The following is an 18,547-nucleotide window of genomic DNA, read 5'->3' as shown; positions in this document are numbered from 1 at the left end:
AATCAGACCCCTTGATCGGCCTCTTGCCGATCTAATCAATTAGCATGTAGCTTTCTCTCAGCATTCCGTGCTTTGGGGGAACGGTCTATTTTTTTGGGGATCCCACGCACTTCCTTCTCGTGAAAGTGGTCCCGTGGGATCTCGCCGTTCATTGCTGTTGCGCGCTTTTTGCGGTTTGTCGGTCGTTGCGGGTCTTCTGACGGCGCCTGGCGCGGCCTGGGCCGGTTCGGCTTCGCCGGCCGCTGTCGGCGCCGGAATCACTGGCCAGGTCACGGAGAGCGTGGCCAGGACGCAGGCGGCCCAGAGCGGGTCCGACGTGGTGGTTGATTCCCTGACCACGCCGACCGAGCAGACCGTGGCTCATCCTGACGGGACGTTAACGCGGACGGTGACTGCGGAGCCGGTCCGGATGCAGTCCGGCGGTGGCTGGCAGGATATTTCCACTGACTTGGTCCAGGCCACCGTCAACGGGCTGCCGGTCCTCAAGCCCAAGATGACACCCGTTGATGTCACCTTGGCCCGGGGCGGCAGCACGCAGATGTCGAGCGTGGATGACCGGGCCGGTCACTCCATCCACCAGTCCTGGCCTTTCGGGAACCTGCCAGAACCGGTGGTTCAGGGCGACACGGCGACCTACCCTTCGGTGCTGCCGGGGGTGGACCTGATCCAGGTCGCACACAAGACAGGCGTCTCCCAGGTCCTGAAAATCGCCACGGCAGACGCCGCCAAGGACCCGCGCGTGGTGCAGATGCGCATCCTCCTGGACGCGCAGAACGCCACCGTCCAGACCGACGCCAACGGCGGTCTCGACGCAACAGGCAAGGACACCGGCAACACGGCACTGCGCACGGCCGCGGGCCAGTGGTGGGATTCCTCCCAGACCGGGGCATCGGCCTCGGACCCGGGAGGCCCCGGGATCACCCGGCCCTTTTCCCTAAGCCTGGGGACCGAGAACGGGAAGCAGACCCAGGTCTTCGGGATGGACAAAATCCTGAACACCCCGAACCTGCAGTACCCGCTGTACGTGGACCCTGACTGGTCGGTGGTCCGGGCTTCGTACCTGTACGTGGACAGCGCCTACCCGGGTACGTCCTATTGGAACGGCCAATACACGGATTCCACGGTACACGTGGGGTACCTTCCGGCGTCGTGGGCGCCGGACGGGCTGCAGCATACGACGCGCGGGTTCTACCAGTTCGCGACCCAGCCCATGGTGGGCAAGGTCATTCTCGCGGCCCGGATGAACGCCACGGAGACGTGGGCGTCCTCGTGCACGGCCACCCCGGTGGATGCGTGGGTGACCGGGGGAGTCGGCCCGGGGACCACGTGGAACGCCCAGCCCGGGCTGGTGGGGAAGGTCGACTCGAAGACCGTGGCGATGGGTTACTCGGCGGGCTGCCCGGCCGGGACTGTCGGGTTCGACCTGATGGCGCTGAAGAGCACCCTGAACCAGGTCGGTCAATGGACGGTCTCATTGCGCGCCGGCAACGAGGGTGATCCGCTGGGCTGGAAGCGGTTCAACAACGACGCCTCGGTCATCGTCACCTACGACACACCCCCGACGACCCCGAATATCTGGACGATCACTAACGGTCGCTGGACGGGGACCCCGTTCGCGTCGACCTATGTGACGAGGATGAACACCCCGGCCTACATGGTTCACGCCAGCGATCCCGACGGTGACGCGGGCGGAACCATCCAGGTGTGGATGAGCGTCTTCCATCGTGTCAGCGGATCCCTAACGCTCATGTTCAGCACGCCCACCCCGGTATCCACGCCGGGATCCGGCGGGTACCCGTCCTGGCAGGGCGGGTTCCTGGGCGACGGAGATTACCAGTTGCAGGCCCAGGCCGTGGATCAGCAAGGCCAGTCCTCCGGGATCATGCAGTTCAATTTCACGGTGAAAACGTCACAGCCGGCAGCGCCGGTCATCACCCCTCCCTCGTCCATCACGACCGTCCCCGGGACCAACACCGGCAACGACAACACCCCTGCCCCGAACCAAGGCACGGTTGGTGTCAGTCAGTATGCCTTCGGGATCGATGAGCCGGGCGACTACCCGGTCCAGGGATTCGTCTATGCGGTCACCAACACCGCGACACCAACCCAAGTGCCGGCAAATGTCACGTGCGCCACGAGGCTTCAGGAGTTCGTGGTGGTTTGCCCGGGGGACGGACGGCACGTAACAGCGACGGTCGCGCCGATTGATTACTCCTCTCTTCTCAGCGTGTGGTCCTTCGACTATGCAGGCAACGTCTCCAGCCAGGTCAAAAGCTCCCCGGTCTCTTACCAGTTCAAGGTGCCTATACCGGCTGACGGCCCCACGAACGTGCTGACTATCGCGCCACAACCCGGGGCGAGCTGGGTGCCGGTGGCCATGCAAACCAACGGCACGCCGTACGACACCGGTTCATGCCAGGGTGACGCGAGCTCGGGGTATCCCACCAGCACAAAGATCAACGCCCTTCAACTCAACGGCCCCGGCCAGTATGGTGCCACATCGTCGCCTGCCGTGGACACCTCCCAGAGTTTCAGCGTCTCAGGATGGTTCTGCCCCACGACGGCCGCGGGCGGAACAACCATCCAGTCGCTAATCTCGCAGATCGCCGATACCACCGGGGCCGTGGGCGGGGCACTCCAGCTGAGCCCGACCGGGGTCCCCGAGCTGGATACCTGGACCACGGGCAATGCCCTCGAACAGGTCCAAGGACTATCACCCCAGTCGAACAATAAATGGTTCTTCCTGTCCGCGGTCTATGACAAGGTCAACCAACAGTTGCGGATCACCGTAAGCACCGAAGGCTCTACTGCGAAGTGGATCACGGCCACGTCCACGCAGAGCCACCTTGCCTCCACGACAAAGCCGGTGCGCCTCGGTGAGAACTTCACCGGCCAGATCCTCAATCCCGTCATGACCAAGGGCGTCCTCACCACGGACCAATTCACCAGCGCCCAAGCCAAATTCACCACCACCACGCAAGGAGTTCTGTATTGAGCAAGGTCCGGAACCGGCTGGGCCTCCGCAAGGCCGCTATCCTCGCAGTGTCCGCAGCCGCGGTGACCGCTTCGGCCGGTTTGTTCGCCATCACCGTGGACCCCTCAGCCGGTTGGACCCCGCAGCTGCCGGCGCCCGTGGCAGCTGTCCCTGTCACCCCTTGGAGCGCAACCGCCCAAGCGCCGTCCGCCGCGCCGCCGTTCGTGGACGGGCTCAACCCGGCAGCCGTCCGCGCGGCCAGCACCGGGCCGAGCGTGAAGCCTGCCAGCTTCACGGGCACCATCCCGATGACGACGCCGGGGACGGTCCCCAATGCCGACGGCTCCGGGAACTTCGCAGCACCACCCGGGGCTTCCTCCGGTGCATGGGGTGTTACAGGCCAGACCGGCGGCTTCACCTGGAGCTACCCCTTCACCACCCGGAAGGCACCCGCCGGTCCGACGCCTTCGCTGGGCTTGGCTTATGACTCAGCGATGGTCGACGGGCTGACGAGTGCGACAAACAACCAGGCCTCCGTGATCGGGGATGGCTGGTCCTTGGCCGGGGTCGGGTCCATCCGGCAGAAGTTCGCCTCATGTATGGACCAGGGCGTGTCCGGTTCCTATGACCTGTGCGGGGCCGTCGGAGGCCAGCAGTTCAGCATCTCCTTCGGCGGACGTTCCGGCCAGGTCATCAAGGACGCCGTCACCGGCACGTACCGGCTTCAGAACGATGACAACACCCGCATCGAATACCTGACCGCCGCCGGTTCCAACGGCACCTTTGACGGCGGCTACTGGAAACTCACCGACACCTCCGGCACCCAGTACTTCTTCGGCCGCAACCACCTCCCGAACTGGGACGGCACCAAAGCAAGCACGAATTCCGCAGACACCGTCCCGGTCGGGGCAGCAACCCCGTCCCAGCCCTGCGCGGCCGGGAGCTTCGCCCAGTCGCTGTGCCAGCAGGCCTACGCCTGGAACCTGGACTACGTCGTGGACATTCACAACAACTCCGAGGCGTTCTACTACACCCAGGACACCAACAACTACACGACCCAGGCCGGGACGGGTCCGCTGAAGAGCTACGTGCGTTCCAGCCGCCTGGCCCGCGTCGATTACGGCATGCGCGCCGGCACCGAACTGGGTTCTTCCTCCCCGCTGCGCATCGAGCTGGCCTACACGCCCCGCTGCACCGGTGTGGCCTGCTCCGCAGGCGACGACGTCCCCACCACCTTCGGCTGCGGACCGACCGGAACCTGCGCAACCTACTCACCGACCTTTTACGGCGACCAGCGCCTGCTGAAGGTCACCACCCGCACTAACACAGGCCCGACCACCTACCAGGACGTGGACGCCTGGAACCTGCACCACTCCATGCCGGCCCCCGGCGACGGAACAAAACCGGCCCTGTGGCTGGATTCGGTGGACCATCAGGGTGTCAACACCGCCACCGGCGTCGGCGGGGCAGTCTCGGAACCGGGCGTGGCCTTCGCGCACCAGGCCCTGCAGAACAGGGTCTACGTCGTCGACGGCCTCGCACCGCTGGACCGGAACCGGATCTCCAAGATCACGACCGTGACCGGCGCCTCGATCGCAGTGACCTATCTGGGGGCCGAATGCACCCCGACCAATCTCCCGGCTTTGCCTGAGACGAACACGAAGCGCTGCTTCCCGCAATGGTGGACCCCGACCGAGCCGATCATCCAAACGGCCCGGATGGACTACTTCCACATCTACCCGGTCGCGTCCGTGTCCACCAGTGCCGGGCCCGGCGCCACCACCGGCAGTGTGGACATGCCCACCCGCTATGAATACCAAGGCACCCCGGCCTGGAAATACGCCGGACCGGCCTACGTCCCTGGGGCCGGCGGCTCCCAGCTGACCTGGTCGGTGAACGCCGGCTGGTCCAAGGTCAAAACCATCAGCGGCAACGCCGCCGTCGCCGGTCAGAACCCCTCCAGCATCACCACCTACATGCGGGGCCTGGACGGAACACCTTCGAACAGCTCCGGCGGAAAGGTATCCGCGTCCGTGACCGCCTCGGACGGCACGACCATCACCGACTCGCCATGGTTTGTCGGCACGGCAGTTGAAACCCAAAAATTCCTGGGCGAGACCGGCCCGCAGCTGAGCACCACCATCACCATCCCCTGGGCCGCAGGCAGCGCGACCGCCACCGGATCAGGGACCGGTTCTCCGACAGCCCGGCACACCGGTACAGCCTCGGTGAAGAAGATCATTGCCAGCAGCACCGGAAACGGCACCCGCACCACCACCACGTCCAACACCATCGACGGCCTCGGCCGGGTTACCTCCGTGTCCGATTCGGGGGAGACCGGCGTAACCCCCGGCAGTTGCACAGTGACCGCTTACGCGGACAGCACCGGCGCAGAAAGCACCGGCGCGAACCTGCTGTCCCTGCCTGCCACCACCACGACCTACGCAGGGCCCTGCGCCGCGAACGGCGCACCAGCCGGGAACATCCTCACCGCCGCGCAGACACTCTATGACTCTTCCATGGCCGCCACCCCCGGCGCACCCGGCTACCAGGCCCCGACCCTGGGCAACCCGGCCCGCACCGACACGGCCACCGCCGTCAACGGCACGACCGTCATGACCTGGAAAACCGGACCCACCCAGACCTATGACCCTCTGGGCCGGACCGTGACTTCCACGGACAACACCACCGGGACGGCCCGCACCACCTCCACTGCCTACAACCCGGCGACCGGTCTGCCCGCCTCGGTGACGACGACCAACCCGCTGGGCTGGACCACCACCACCGCCTTCGAAGCCATCCGCGGCAACAAAACCACCGCTACGGATGAGAACGGAAACGTCACCAGCTACCAGTACGACGCCTCCGGCCGCGTCACCGGCGTCTGGGACCCCATGCGCCCGCAGGCCACCAACGCCGCCCCGACCCAGGCCATTGCTTACACGATCTCCCAGTCCGCACCGTCATCGATCCAGCACACCAATATCAACGGCAACGGCCAACCGATCTCCAGCTACGAGATCTACGACGGGCTCGGCAGGATCCGCCAGACCCAGAAACTCTCACCCGGCGGGGGCACGATCGCCACCGACACCTTCTACAACTCCTTCGGCGCCAAGCAACTCGTCAACAACGACTACTACTACACCACCAGCCCCGGCTCCACCCTCATGATCCCAAACGTGGGCGTATCATCCTCGGACCAGTACGACTACGACGCCGCCGGGCGCCTCATCACCGACACCGCCCTCACCAACGGCAACCAGACGCTCTGGACCACCAACACCAGCTACGCCGGCGCTGACACCACCACGACAACCGGGCCGGGAAGCGAATCCGCGGCCACCACTATCGTGAACGCCAGCGGCAAGACCGTCTCCCGGCTGCTCTACCACGGCACCGCACCCACCGGCACCCCGGACACCACCAGCTACAGCTACGACGCCCTGGCCCAGATGACCTCCATGACGGACACCGCCGGCAACCAATGGACCTGGACCCTGGACGCCGCCGGCCGCCAAATATCGGCCACCGACCCCGACACCGGAACCACAACCACCAGCTACGACCCGACCGGGCGCATAGCCTCGACCACGGATGCTGCAGGCAGCCTGATCAGCTACAGCTATGACGCCCTGGACAGGACCATCAGCACCAGCATCACCCCGCAAGGCGGCACCGCCCATCCCCTCACCACGAGTACCTTCGACGCGGAGAAGAAGGGCCAGCCCAGCACCACCACCCGGTACAACGGTCCCAACTACGACCAGCCCGTCACCACGGCCGTGTCCGGATACAACGCCGCCTACAAGCCCGGCACGACCACCACGACCCTGCCCGGCGCCCTGACCGGGTACGCCGGGGACTACACAACCACCCGCACCTACACCACGACCGGTCAGGTGAAGAACCAGACCACGCCCGCGCTGGGCGGTCTAGCAGCCGAAACAACGTTCAACGGCTACGACGAGTTCGAAAACCCGTCTTCCGTCTCCGCCGGCACTGACACCATTGCCGGCGGGACCCAGTACAACAATCTGAACCAGATCGCCGCCTACCAGCAATACGACCCCAACTACGCCAGCCCCACGGCCGACACCACCGGGCTGAACCAGCTCACCTTCACCTGGGACGCGACCACCGGGCGCCTGGCCAACCAGTCCGCGTCCAACCGTGCCAAAGGTGTCCTCGCCGACATGGGCACCACCAACTACAGCTACACGCCCTCCGGCAAGCTCAGCGCCCGGGAACAGTGGTACCCGTCCCGGCCCGGTCAACCGGATGACTACCAGTGCTACAACTACGACTACGCCTCCCGGCTCGCCGCTGTCTGGACCTCGGCCGCGAAGAACTGCACCACCGCCCCCACGCCGGACTCCACGTCGGCCGCAGGGCTTGGCGGACCTGCTCCCTATGCCCAGGCCTACAGCTACACCCCTGCCGGGGACCGCTCCCAGGTCAAACGCTTCGACGCCACCGGCAAACTCGCCACCACCGAAAACTACAACTACCCCGGCAACCCCACCGATCCGGGTGTCTTCTCACCCAAGACCCCGTTCCGGCAGCTGGACACCCGTAACGGCACCGGCGGCACCACCGGTCCCGTCGGCGCCGGGCAGACCGTGAACCTGAAAGTCACCGGCCGCGGCGGCATCCCCGCCAGCGGCGTCTCCGCCGTAGCCCTGAACATCACGGTCACCTCCACGACCTCGTTCGGGAACATCACCGCCTACGCCGGAGGAACACCGCAACCGGGCACCTCGAACGTGAACTACGGCGCGAACCAGACCGTGGCGAACTTCGCCATCGTCCCGGTCGGGGCCGACGGAACAGTCTCCTTCACCAACAACTCTGCCGGAACCGTCCAGCTCATCGCGGACACCTCCGGCTACTACCTCGGTGGCACCCCCACCGCCCCCGGGGCGTTCTCGGCCCAGACTCCGACCCGGCAACTGGACACCCGTAACGGCACCGGCGGCACCAACGGCCCCGTCGGGGCCGGACAGACCGTGAACCTGAAAGTCACCGGCCACGGCGGCATCCCCGCCAGCGGCGTCTCCGCCGTCGCCCTGAACATCACGGTCACCTCCACGACCGCCGTCGGGAACATCACCGCCTACGCCGGAGGAACCCCGGAACCGGGCACCTCCAACGTGAACTACGTTGCGGGACAGACCGTGCCCAACTTCGCCATCGTCCCGGTCGGGGCCGACGGAACAGTCTCCTTCACCAACAACTCCACCGGAACCGTCCAGCTCATCGCAGACACCTCCGGCTACTACCTCGCCGGCACCCCCACCGCAACCGGGGCGTTCTCGGCCCAGACCCCGACCCGGCAACTGGATACCCGCAACGGCACCGGCGGCACCACCGGTCCCGTCGGGGCCGGCCAGACCGTGAACCTGAAAGTCACCGGCCGCGGCGGCATCCCCGCCAGCGGCGTCTCCGCCGTAGCCCTGAATCTGACCGTGACGTCCCCGACTTCGTTCGGGAATATCACCGCCTACGCCGGACGGACCCCGGAACCGGGCACGTCCAACGTGAACTTCGACGTGGGCCAGACCGTGCCGAACTTGGTCATCGTCCCGGTCGGGGCCGACGGGACGGTGTCCTTTAAGAACAACTCTTCCGGTACCGTCCAGCTCATCGCCGACACCTCCGGCTACTCCACGGCTCCGGCCACGGGGCAACCCGGCCCGCACCGGCTCCAGTCCATGACCAGCACCCCCGCCACCGGGACACCCACAACCAACACCTTCACCTGGGACGCGGCCGGGCGGATGACCGGCCGCGCCGGGGAAACCCTGTCCTACGCCCCCGACGGGAAACTCGCCACCACCACCGGCACAGCCACCCTGCCCGTGAACCCGAACCCTTCCGCCTCGGCCGGCACCCCACCGGCCCCCGTCACAGGGACAGCGGGAAGCACCGGAACCAGGTACTACGACGCCGGAGGGAACCTTGTCGGGCTCACCGACGGCACCGGCACCACCGTCACCCTCGGGACCATCACCGCACACATGACCCCCGGCGGGGTCAAAACCGCGACCAAGTCCTATAGCTTCGCCGGCAAAACCGTCGCCCAGCGCGCCGCCACCGGCGGGACTATCAAACTCGCTTTCATCATCAGCGACGGCGTCGACACGGCACAGACCATCGTCCAAGCCAGCAGCGGGGCAACCCCGGTCACTGCACAAACCCGCTACACCGACCCGATCGGCCTGGCCCGCGGCCCCACCCAGACCGCGGCCGGAACCGGCGCGTACGCCACCGCCCCGGCTGGGACCACCGGTGTCGGGTCCAACGACGCCAACCCGACCGGGTACGGCGCTGTGAACGGGTACATCGGGGGGCTCGCCGACACGATCAGCACCCTGACGCATCTCGGAGCCCGCGACCTCGACCCCGTACTAGGCGCCTTCACCAGCCCTGACCCCGTCCTGAAACCGGACGTCGCAAAGAACTTCTCCCCGTACGTCTACGGCGAAGCCGACGCCATCAACAACACCGACCCCTCCGGACTCATGATCTTGGGACCAAAGCTCACAGATGGTGACGGGGGATGGTACGGATACGGGGCCGTTGATTCCCGATGGGAGGACGCTCACCCATTCAATGACTATTTCCTTCCCTGGAAGCCAATCGCATACCAACGCTTCTATGCGTCCGTGGTACCTGTGTACCACCCCGTCGTCACCGCCGCTCCGGAACCGGAAGTCATCGATGCCGACGAAACGATGGCATACATACGCAAAAACGGCAATAAGGCCGCCTCCGCAACAGCGCTGAGGTACCTCAGCTTTGACGCGTCGTTCGTGCCCGGTCTCGGCGGGCTCTCGGCGGTCGGGCTCGATATGTGGGCAAACAGTCTCGAAGGCAAACCCGCCATCGACGAAGGCGATGGGCTCTACATGGCGATGACTGTGGGTGCTGGGCCTCTCGGTAAACTTGCCAAGATCGGGAAACTCGGCGCCGAGGCCGCGAAGGCTGCGGACGATGGCGTGGACCTCTATCGCCACGTCAGTCCGGGTGAACTCGCCGACATTGAAAAGAGCGGCTTTCAACCTGGAAAGAACTCACTCGGCGGCAAGTGGTTCGCCGAATCCGGAGAGCACGCAGCGCAATGGGGAAGTCTCCTGAATTATGGCGAAGGATCGGTGGTCAAGGTCCGAGTCTCCGGGTCGTTCGCCGATCAACTAATGCGGCTCGCGAAGCTCGACGGTATCGGTCCAGCACGCTACGTTGGGGAGCACCAACTTGACCAGCTCAACCGATTCGGATGGAAACTGCAATGACCACTTGGACCGGCCTCCTACGATTTCGTTCCGCGGCCGAGGGGGGGCGGCGATCTGGCCCTCCGCCTGGCCCGACCTATACAACTACAGCGGTCCCCTACTTAGGTGGCGAGGCCGAAGTGCTTCCGGGCTGGCCAGCAACCGGTCCGCAGTTCAGCATTGTGCTGGAATTGCTTAGCCGCCCGGACGAAAACGGATGGATGAAAGCATCCGTCAGGGCCCTCGTCGAAGATGCCCCAGGCTCGGAGGCGCTTTATCCTGGCGCGCAATTAGTCGTCCTCGAAGGGCCAAAAGAGGTTGGTCGAATGTTGATCGACCCCAATGAGGCGGGCGGCGAGTGATTCGTCGGTCGCCATCTGCTTGGCCTGCCGCGCGGCGATGGCCTGTCCGTGACTAACAGGCACGTCCGGTACATGCTTAGGCACCTAAACAGACGCAGCGGCCCTCGCTCTGTTCCACCATGCGGGTTGGTTTGCCTTTCGTTTCTTGCCCTGGGCCTTCTGCGAGGATGTCTTGACCGTCTTCGCGATCTCCCGCCTGCCAGCGGGAGCATGGGCAGGGGGGTGCTTGTGCTGTATTTTCGATTGCCGGTCCTCCACCGTGGGAGCTTGCCAGTGTGCGGTTTAACCCACTTGCCCGATCGCTGGCCCGCGAGTGTGGATACCAGAATGACCGTTCCTAGATCGAGACATCGCACACCCCCTTTGATCCGTCGCGAAGGAACGCCTGCATCGTGGTTCGCCCGATCAATGCCGAACACCACACCCCGCCACCTAGCTCAGTGGTAGTTTGCGGTTATGGCAAATGCCCTCGCGTGGTTCTCGCAGTCCGGTGTGGTGCAAGGATTGATTCTCGGTGCCGTGTTGGCCTTCTTGACGGCGATCCTCGTGATGAATGCCGTGGGCCGGGCCGTCACAACGACTGTCAACGGGTGGAGTGCTATCCGCAAGTGCGGCCAGCCCGGCAACGGAGTCCTCGTTCGGGCCGCTTGCGCCAAAGCCTTGCCAACGTGTTTGAAGAGGCCGCGTACTGGACCGCCACTGTGGATGGCTCAGGGCAAACGCTGAGCGGCGGGAATGGATATACCCTGCATTTTCCTCCCGGGAAACTCCCGCCGCATGACGCTTTCTGGTCGCTCACTCCGACCGACACCGTCGGGTACATGGTGGACAATCCCGCTAACCGCTACAGCGTTGGTGACCGTTCCGCTCTGGCACATGATGCCGACGGTTCGGTCGATATTTATCTCCAGCGTCAGGCTCCGAGCGGCCACGAGCAGAACTGGCTGCCCATTCCGCCGGGGAACTTCAAGCTGATGTTCCGCGTGTATATGCCTGGCGCGGCAATTCTCGACGGCACGTACCAATTGCCGCGCATCGTCAGGGCGCAGTGAGATGAACCGACTCATCCTGAAGTACGGACGGCCCCTTACCGCCGTCATACTGGCCGTCTTCGCCTGGGTCATCTACCGGCGGATCGCCAACGGGGACGGAATCGTTCCACTCGTCATCGCGGCGGTCATAGTATGGGGGCTTGGCGCGCCCGCTTTCATCTACCTCTGGCCGCGACTCACAGTCAACGGATACAAGAGGGCGATACTCAAGCACGGATTCGGTGAGGGCCCGATCCCCGTCAACAAGCTGTACGCCGTGCCCGGCACGTCGTCCCCGTCAACGGCGACGTCCCGCGGGAGCCTTATGGCAACCGGGGCCGACGACTTGCTCTACATCGGCGGCTGGCTCGACTTGAGCAAAGGACCGCAAATCCTGCACGTACCGACATGGCCGGGCGCTATTTCAGCATGCAGTTCACCGACCCGTCGAAAAGCACAAATTTTGCCTACGTCGGCAAACGCACCACGGGAACCAAAGCCGGCGACTATGTCCTCAGCGGGCCCGGCTGGAAGGGAACCGTATCGAATGGGATGACGCAGATTTCCCCGCCATCCCATTCCGCGCTCGTCGTTGGCCGAGTGTTCGTCGAAGGCGACAGCGATCTTCCAACCGCTTACGCGCTCGCGAAGCAAATCCAGCTCGCGCCGCTAAAGCAGTAGCGGTCGACGGGACCAGCCCAGATGTACGACGGCGAACGGCTCGCCGCGTGCCGCACTCGGGGCTTTGACGAACTTAAAGCTCTGCGGACCCCTGTCGAAAAAATAGTAAGTCGGCTAACTTTATGGTGGGGAGGGGATTTAGAGAGCGAGGACGCCATGAAGGCAGTGCAGTTCGATCAATACGGCGGTATCGAAGTTCTCGAGGTGCGCGACGTGCCACGGCCTACACCCGGCGAGGGGGAAGTCCTGGTCAGGATAAAGGCTGCTGGCATCGTTATCAGTGAGTCCGCGCTTCGAAGCGGTTCCGTGAAGGACATCTTTCCTCTGAGCTTTCCCTCGGGTCAGGGGAGCGACTTCGCGGGTGTGGTGGCCGGGCTCGGCTCCGGGGTTACTGAGTTCGCGGTCGGTGATGAGGTGATCGGGTTCTCGACCCGACGGTCCAGCCATGCCGAGTACGTCTCCGTGCCAGCGGATCAGTTGACGCCGAAGCCACTCGCGGTGACGTGGGACGTGGCCGGTTCTCTCTATGTTGCAGGCGTCACAGCCTACGCCGCCGTGCGTGCGGTGCATCTCACCTCGAAAGATACGGTGGCCATTGCGGGGGCGGCCGGCGGCGTCGGTTCAATCGCGGTTCAACTCGCTAAGCGAGCGGGCGCCACGGTGCTCGGAATCGCTGGGCCGTCCAACGACTCCTGGCTCTCTGACCACGGCGCCATCCCGGTCAACTATGGCGACGATCTCCCGCGTCGGCTGCGTGCCGTGGCACCGTTCGGACATATCGATGCACTGTTGGACTTCTTCGGCGGTGGATACGTTTCGATGGCTGTAGAGGACCTCGGAATTCCAACTGACCGGATCGACACGATCACCGATTTCGGTGCCGTTGAGCGTTTCGGGGTCCAGTCGGCAGGCGGTGCGGACGCGTCAAATGTCTCGGTGGTCGCCGAACTTGCAGAGTTCATCGCGCATGGCGAGTTGGAAGTGCCAATCGCTGGAGTCTTCCCCCTCGACGACGTGCAGGACGCCTACCGGGAACTCGAAAAACGACACACCCACGGAAAACTGGTACTACGGCCGTAACGAGCAGTCCTGCTAACCACGCGCAGTCGGGCCGCGGCGCACTCCTCCCCCGATTGCGAAACATTCAGGGACTAGGACAATCGTCTTCGGTGGATGCCTTGCGGTCGGTGAGGAGGTTCGAGATCAGACGACGCAGGAGGCGCTCCAGTTCCTGTATCTCCGCATCCGTGAGATCAGCCGTTGTGACCTTTTCGAGGTCTTCCCAGACCGTTGAGACCCGTCGATGAAGGGCACGTCCCGCCGAAGTCAGTGTGACCAGGGTGACGCGGCGATCGGTTACGGACCGTGCCCGCTCCACGAAGCCTGCTTTCTCCATGCGGGCGAGCATCTTCGCCGTCGTCGGCGGCTCCACGCCCAACCATCGGGTGAGGCTGGCCTGTGATTGCGCAGGCTGATCAAAGAGGCGCATGACAAGCAATTCCTGGCCGGCGCTAAGGCCCGTGCCCCGGAGCAGCTCCTGCGACATCGCCCGATGCGCACGCGCGAGAGTCGGAATCAGTGGGCCAATAACGCCGTCGACCTCCGCGGTGAAGTCGGCGGGTCTTCCGTTTGTGGGCGCCTTCGGAATATTCATTAGCCGGCTTCCGTTTCTATTGATTGTCCGACTAGTCCAGAGGAGAACATCATGTCCACAAGTTTTCCACTATCCACAGGCGCACCTTTGATCGCCGTTGTCGGCGGGACGGGTAAGCAGGGCGGCTCGGTCATCGACGCGCTGCTGGCGAAGGGTGCGCGGGTGCGTGCCCTCGTCCGTGATCCGGACAAACCGGCCGCGCGGACGCTGGCGGATCGGGGAGTCGAGCTGATGGTCGGCGACCTCACCGACCCCGCGTCGCTCGGCGCCCTATTTGAGGGGGTGGATGCCGCGTTCGCGATGACGACCCCGCTCCCGAACGGCACCGAGCAGGAGGCGGCGACCGGGATCGCGATAGCCGACGCCGCGGCTCGCGCGGGTGTGCCCCACCTCGTGTTCAGCTCCGTCGGTGGCGCCGAGCGCGAATCGGGCGTGCCGCACTTCGAAAGCAAACGCCGCGCCGAAGAGCACATCGAAGCTCTGGGCATCCACCACACCTTCCTCCGCCCTGTCCTCTTCATGGATAACCTGTCCGGATTCACGACGAGCGTCGAGAACGGCCAGGTGGTCGTCCGGATGGCCCTTCCTGACGGCATTCCGCTGCAGATGGTCGCCGTGCGCGACATCGGCCGGGCCGCCGCGGCCATTTTGCTCGGCGGAACCGCGGTCGAGGGCAGCAGTGTGGAGATCGCCGGCGACATGCTCACCGGCTCGCAGATCGCCGACGCCATTGGCGCGTACGCGGGCCTTCCTGCGCGGTACGAGGCCCTGCCGCTCGAGGCCATCGCCGCATTCGGCGACACCGCCGAAATGTTCCGTTGGTTCGCCGAAACGCCCGCGTTCCAGGCCGATTTCGAGGCGACCCGCGCACTCGTACCCGATGCTCTTGACCTCTGCGCTTGGCTTGCCTCGTCAGACTGGCATCCGGGCCCGTGACCGGCTATCGGTTTATCGGCGAAACGTGACGTGGATGATGCCGCTTTCGGCGGTCTCTGACGTGACGGTGTAGTCGTTTTCCAGCCCGCGGAGATCTTCCCAAAGCCGTATTCCGCTACCGAGCAGGATGGGTGTGATCGCGACGTGCAGCCGATCGACAAGTCCGGCACTGAGGTAATCGCGCACAACGGTAGGGCCACCTCCGATACGCACATCCTTTTCACCCGCGGCACTGAGCGCTTGTTCAAGCACTTCTTCGGGGCTGGTATTTACGAAGTGGAAGGTTGTACCGCCGTCCATCGTGATGTCAGGGCGGGGCGTGTGAGTGAGGACGAACACGGGAACGCGGAAGGGAGGCTCGTCGCCCCACCAGCCCTTCCAATCGGGGTCATTGGGGAAGTTATGGAACCCGAACATGCCTGCACCCATAATCTCCGCTCCGACCCCCTCGAAGTAGGCCGCCGCGTATTTGTCGTCGACGCCGGACGTTCCTTCTCCACTCGTGTCATGCAAGACCCGCTCACGGAACGTACGGGTGGACGTATATGCGTCAACGAGTCGGCCCCAGTCCGAACCGAACGGATTCTCAGGAGTTGCGTCGGTGGTCGTGGCGAAACCATCCAGCGAGATATTCAGGTCAACTCGAACAGCCATGGTGAAGGTCCCCTCAGATCAGTGGTTGCGTTATGCAATCACCATACTGGTGCCGAGACCACTGTCTCGGAAGCATTCACGGAAGAATTAAGGGATCCGCGGCCTGGGGGCGGGTCTTCGACACCCGCGGTACCCAGCAGCGCACGGCATCGCGGTATTGCCGGAATTCTTCGCCGAACCGTTCCTCCAGGTCCGATTCCTCGAGCGGCCTGACAACGTAATTCCACACCAGCGAGCCCACGACGGCGTAGGCCACCACGAGCCATGACTGCAGGATGACGCCAACTGCCGCGCCTTGGAGAATGCCCGCGGCCGCCATTGGATTACGTATCCAGCGATACGGACCTGCGATGACCAAATGGTTGGGCATTGCCGACGGCAGCGGGGTGCCATTTCCCAACGTCGACATCACTACGGCCGCCGAGATGCCAAGGGCGCTGGCGAGTACCAGAACCGCGACACCCACAGGAGCGGCAAACGAGGGAAACGGGAGCACCACCGCCCAGCGCTGTTCGAGAGCCGCTATCCCAAACGGAATCACCGCCAGGAAGAACCCCCAGAAAATGATGATTTGCCCGAATGTTGAAACCACATGGGTGGCGGCGACCGGGCGGGGGATTGCGGGCCGGAATGAGAATGGACCGCGGATGATCCACGCGGTCGGTACATGCCCTAGCAAGATGAGGCAGAGTGCGATCACTGAACCTGCGGTCGCAGCGCCCATGCCTAGTACGCCCCAGCCCGCTTCGGTTGTGACGGTGGCGTATACCGCCAGTGCGACGGCGACAACACTCGTCCAGCCGGTACTCGCCACCGCGGCAGCCTTAACGCCAAACGCCGCCACGGCCGACGCCACGACGAACAAAGGAATGTCGAACACGGCAACCGCAACCGGGTCGAGGTTACCGAGGGTCGCCTCGCGCACCACCGACGACAGGAAGACGGCGGCCCACCAGAAGAAACCGGCAATCGCCTGCATGGCAAAATATGCCCTGCCCCACCAAATAGCTCCGCCCCGCCGAATCAAGGGCGACACCCGCTCAGCCCAAACATCCGTAGCCCCAATCGCAGACAATTTTGGCTCAGCCTACCGAATTCGAAGCTACGTCCGTCTTCACACGAGTCCCCCGCAGGACTAGTTACCCCCAGCCCCGCAAAATCCCCTCGCGGCTACAATGAGAAATATGCCGGACATTGAGCGTTGGCCCACCGGACGGTTGTTGTCTACAGCGGCCCGGCTGGTGGAACACGCTTGGGACGAGAATCTCAGGGAGATCGGCCTCACCCACGCCGGTGTCATCGCCCTCGAGGTTCTTGCCGTCACGGGCCCCATCACTCAGACCGCGCTCGCGCAGATCGTCCGCGTGCAGGCCCAGACCATGGGGCAGACCCTCAGCAGGCTCGAAACCCACGGCCACATAAGCCGCCGTCGAAGTTCCGAAGACCGCAGGGTGCACGTCGTTTCGCTGACCGACGTCGGCAAAGAAGCGCTTGAGCGGGCGGTCGAGTCGGAGCAACAGGTCCTCGCCCAAGTGTCCATCGATACGTCGATGTTCAGGCAGGAATTGAAGGTACTCGTGCGCGAGCTGGCAGGCCGGCAAGGACCCGGGGGAGTCAACGCTAGCGCCCCTCTTGCCTCCGCAGCACGGGAAGACTAGTCCCGGCGCGAGTCGGAAACCGTCATTCGGGCTTCTCGCCCAGGAGGCCCCAACGGTTCTTGGAAACGTCGACGGCGGACCGCTCAACGGCCGTGGGACCCTCGCCGCGTGTCGGACCCTCGCCGCGCACAGCCAATTCATCCAGGACCGCGTCGTACCAGGACTTGACCCCGAACTCAGGCTTCCCGACGTCGAGCAACCTGAAGAGAGCGTCAGCCAAGAAGTTGAGCTCGGCAACGGACAACTTCGCAAGCCCTTGGACCGGGTCCAGCTCGCCTTCCAAGCATGAGGTGAGTAGCGCGTTCACAGCGCGGCTCCAAGCTTGGGAGTGGCGGCGCAAGAAGACTTGGAAGAGGTGGGGGTCCGGCGGGTCATGGGTCACTCCATGGAAAAGAGTTCCGAGGGCCGGCTGCATAACCCACCCTGATGATATCGACGCTGTGAGGTGCGCGGCAAGCACGCCGCGCCGCCCGAACCCGGCATCAACGCAGACTAAATGGCGCGTTCAGCCCCTTCCGCGTCGCCGAAGCAGCCAAGCCACCAGGACCACGACAGCGGCGGCGCAAAGCACGGGGCCGAAACGTCGGACGAGCACCGGCCACACGGCAGAGCCCAGGTCCAATTCCGACGACGGCGCGAACGGCGCGGAAGGCGGTGCAGGTGCAGCCGCCGCCGCCGGCACAGGAGCCGCCGGAGGCCCGGCCACCGGCGCTGCGGGACCCGCAGCGGGCACGACGGCGGCGGGCCCGGCGGCTGCTCCAGCCGCGGGCTCCCCGGGCTCCGCTACCTCGCCGGCAGCCGCCCCGGACCCTGCAGACGCTGCCGAGCCTCCGGCGTCGGGCTCAGTATCCTTCTCAGCCCCGCGGCCCGCCTTCCCGATCACGCACTGGACAAACTGTTCCAGCAACTTGTCCGAGATGTCCTGGATGACGCCCCGGCCGAATTGGGCCGGTTTCCCGGTGACGTTCATGTCGGTGGTCACGTCCACGGAGGTGCCGTCGCCGTCGGGCGTCAGCACTGCCGTCACAGTGGCACCCGCCGTTCCGTTGCCGCGTTTGTCCTTGCCCGTGGCCGAAATGACTACCGTGTGCGTCTCCTGGTTGCGTTCGAGGAATTCACCGGTGCCGGTGTAGATCATGGCGATCGGCCCGAGCTTGACCTTGACCGTCCCGGTGAATTCCTCGCCGCTCACGGACGTGAGTGTCGCCCCGGGGAAACAGGGCGCGATGTCTTCCAGCTGGTTGAAGGAATGCCAGGTGTCCTCCAGCGAACTGGGAACCACGAAGTGATGTTTGAGTTCCACGTCTTCCTCCCGTCCGTGTT

12 protein-coding genes and 1 pseudogene are annotated in these 18,547 nt (G+C 64.7%); 7 read left to right on the top strand and 6 right to left on the bottom strand.

Annotated elements, in window-relative coordinates:
• Positions 1-133 precede the first annotated feature (133 nt).
• Complete coding sequence (locus ACFVTG_RS13930; RefSeq protein WP_390281294.1) at positions 134-2,995, top strand: LamG-like jellyroll fold domain-containing protein; 2,862 nt, start codon at positions 134-136, stop codon at positions 2,993-2,995.
• Complete coding sequence (locus ACFVTG_RS13925; RefSeq protein ID WP_390281291.1) at positions 2,992-10,269, top strand: RHS repeat-associated core domain-containing protein; 7,278 nt, start codon at positions 2,992-2,994, stop codon at positions 10,267-10,269. The genes ACFVTG_RS13930 and ACFVTG_RS13925 overlap by 4 nt, the downstream gene beginning before the upstream one ends.
• A 269-nt stretch (positions 10,270-10,538) precedes the next feature.
• Here ACFVTG_RS13925 and ACFVTG_RS13920 read toward each other — a convergent pair whose 3' ends face one another.
• Entirely contained in the window at positions 10,539-10,673 is a 135-nt protein-coding gene (locus tag ACFVTG_RS13920; RefSeq protein WP_390281289.1) for a hypothetical protein, read from the bottom strand.
• Between the two features lie 605 nt (positions 10,674-11,278).
• On the opposite strand from ACFVTG_RS13920, the gene ACFVTG_RS13915 reads away from it, so the two are divergent.
• From ACFVTG_RS13915 to ACFVTG_RS13905, 3 genes and pseudogenes are all read left to right on the top strand, one after another.
• The gene (locus ACFVTG_RS13915) at positions 11,279-11,662 is read left to right on the top strand and encodes a DUF1214 domain-containing protein (RefSeq protein WP_390281287.1); all 384 of its coding nucleotides are present in this window, start codon (positions 11,279-11,281) and stop codon (positions 11,660-11,662) included.
• Position 11,663: 1 nt separating this feature from the next.
• Positions 11,664-12,322 (top strand): annotated as a pseudogene (locus ACFVTG_RS13910) (DUF1254 domain-containing protein).
• 156 nt (positions 12,323-12,478) lie between these two features.
• The gene (locus tag ACFVTG_RS13905; RefSeq protein ID WP_390281285.1) at positions 12,479-13,402 is read left to right on the top strand and encodes an NADP-dependent oxidoreductase; all 924 of its coding nucleotides are present in this window, start codon (positions 12,479-12,481) and stop codon (positions 13,400-13,402) included.
• Positions 13,403-13,466: 64 nt separating this feature from the next.
• Here the strand turns inward: ACFVTG_RS13905 and ACFVTG_RS13900 are convergent, their stop codons facing one another.
• Positions 13,467-13,976 (bottom strand): MarR family winged helix-turn-helix transcriptional regulator, encoded by a 510-nt coding sequence (locus tag ACFVTG_RS13900; RefSeq protein ID WP_390281283.1) that lies wholly within the window; start codon positions 13,974-13,976, stop codon positions 13,467-13,469.
• Positions 13,977-14,027: 51 nt separating this feature from the next.
• On the opposite strand from ACFVTG_RS13900, the gene ACFVTG_RS13895 reads away from it, so the two are divergent.
• Positions 14,028-14,912: an NmrA/HSCARG family protein gene (locus tag ACFVTG_RS13895; protein WP_390281281.1), complete on the top strand. Its 885-nt coding sequence runs from the start codon at positions 14,028-14,030 to the stop codon at positions 14,910-14,912.
• 12 nt (positions 14,913-14,924) lie between these two features.
• Here ACFVTG_RS13895 and ACFVTG_RS13890 read toward each other — a convergent pair whose 3' ends face one another.
• Together ACFVTG_RS13890 and ACFVTG_RS13885 are read right to left on the bottom strand one after the other, a co-directional pair.
• Entirely contained in the window at positions 14,925-15,566 is a 642-nt protein-coding gene (locus ACFVTG_RS13890; RefSeq protein WP_390281278.1) for a dihydrofolate reductase family protein, read from the bottom strand.
• A gap of 76 nt (positions 15,567-15,642) precedes the next feature.
• A complete protein-coding gene (locus tag ACFVTG_RS13885; RefSeq protein WP_390281276.1) occupies positions 15,643-16,545 on the bottom strand; it encodes a methyltransferase family protein in 903 nt (300 codons plus the stop codon).
• A gap of 205 nt (positions 16,546-16,750) precedes the next feature.
• Between ACFVTG_RS13885 and ACFVTG_RS13880 the strand changes: the two genes are divergently transcribed.
• Positions 16,751-17,224 (top strand): MarR family winged helix-turn-helix transcriptional regulator, encoded by a 474-nt coding sequence (locus ACFVTG_RS13880; protein WP_284753143.1) that lies wholly within the window; start codon positions 16,751-16,753, stop codon positions 17,222-17,224.
• Between the two features lie 22 nt (positions 17,225-17,246).
• Here the strand turns inward: ACFVTG_RS13880 and ACFVTG_RS13875 are convergent, their stop codons facing one another.
• Together ACFVTG_RS13875 and ACFVTG_RS13870 are read right to left on the bottom strand one after the other, a co-directional pair.
• Positions 17,247-17,531, bottom strand: a complete 285-nt coding sequence (locus ACFVTG_RS13875) for a hypothetical protein (protein WP_390281274.1) — start codon at positions 17,529-17,531, stop codon at positions 17,247-17,249.
• Positions 17,532-17,729: 198 nt separating this feature from the next.
• On the bottom strand, positions 17,730-18,527 hold the full coding sequence (locus ACFVTG_RS13870) for an SRPBCC family protein (RefSeq protein ID WP_390281272.1): 798 nt from the start codon (positions 18,525-18,527) through the stop codon (positions 17,730-17,732).
• Positions 18,528-18,547 lie beyond the last annotated feature (20 nt).

It is taken from the genome of Arthrobacter sp. NPDC058127, from assembly GCF_042884555.1.
GTDB lineage: Bacteria > Actinomycetota > Actinomycetes > Actinomycetales > Micrococcaceae > Arthrobacter.
This window is presented reverse-complemented; position numbering and strand designations above follow the sequence as displayed.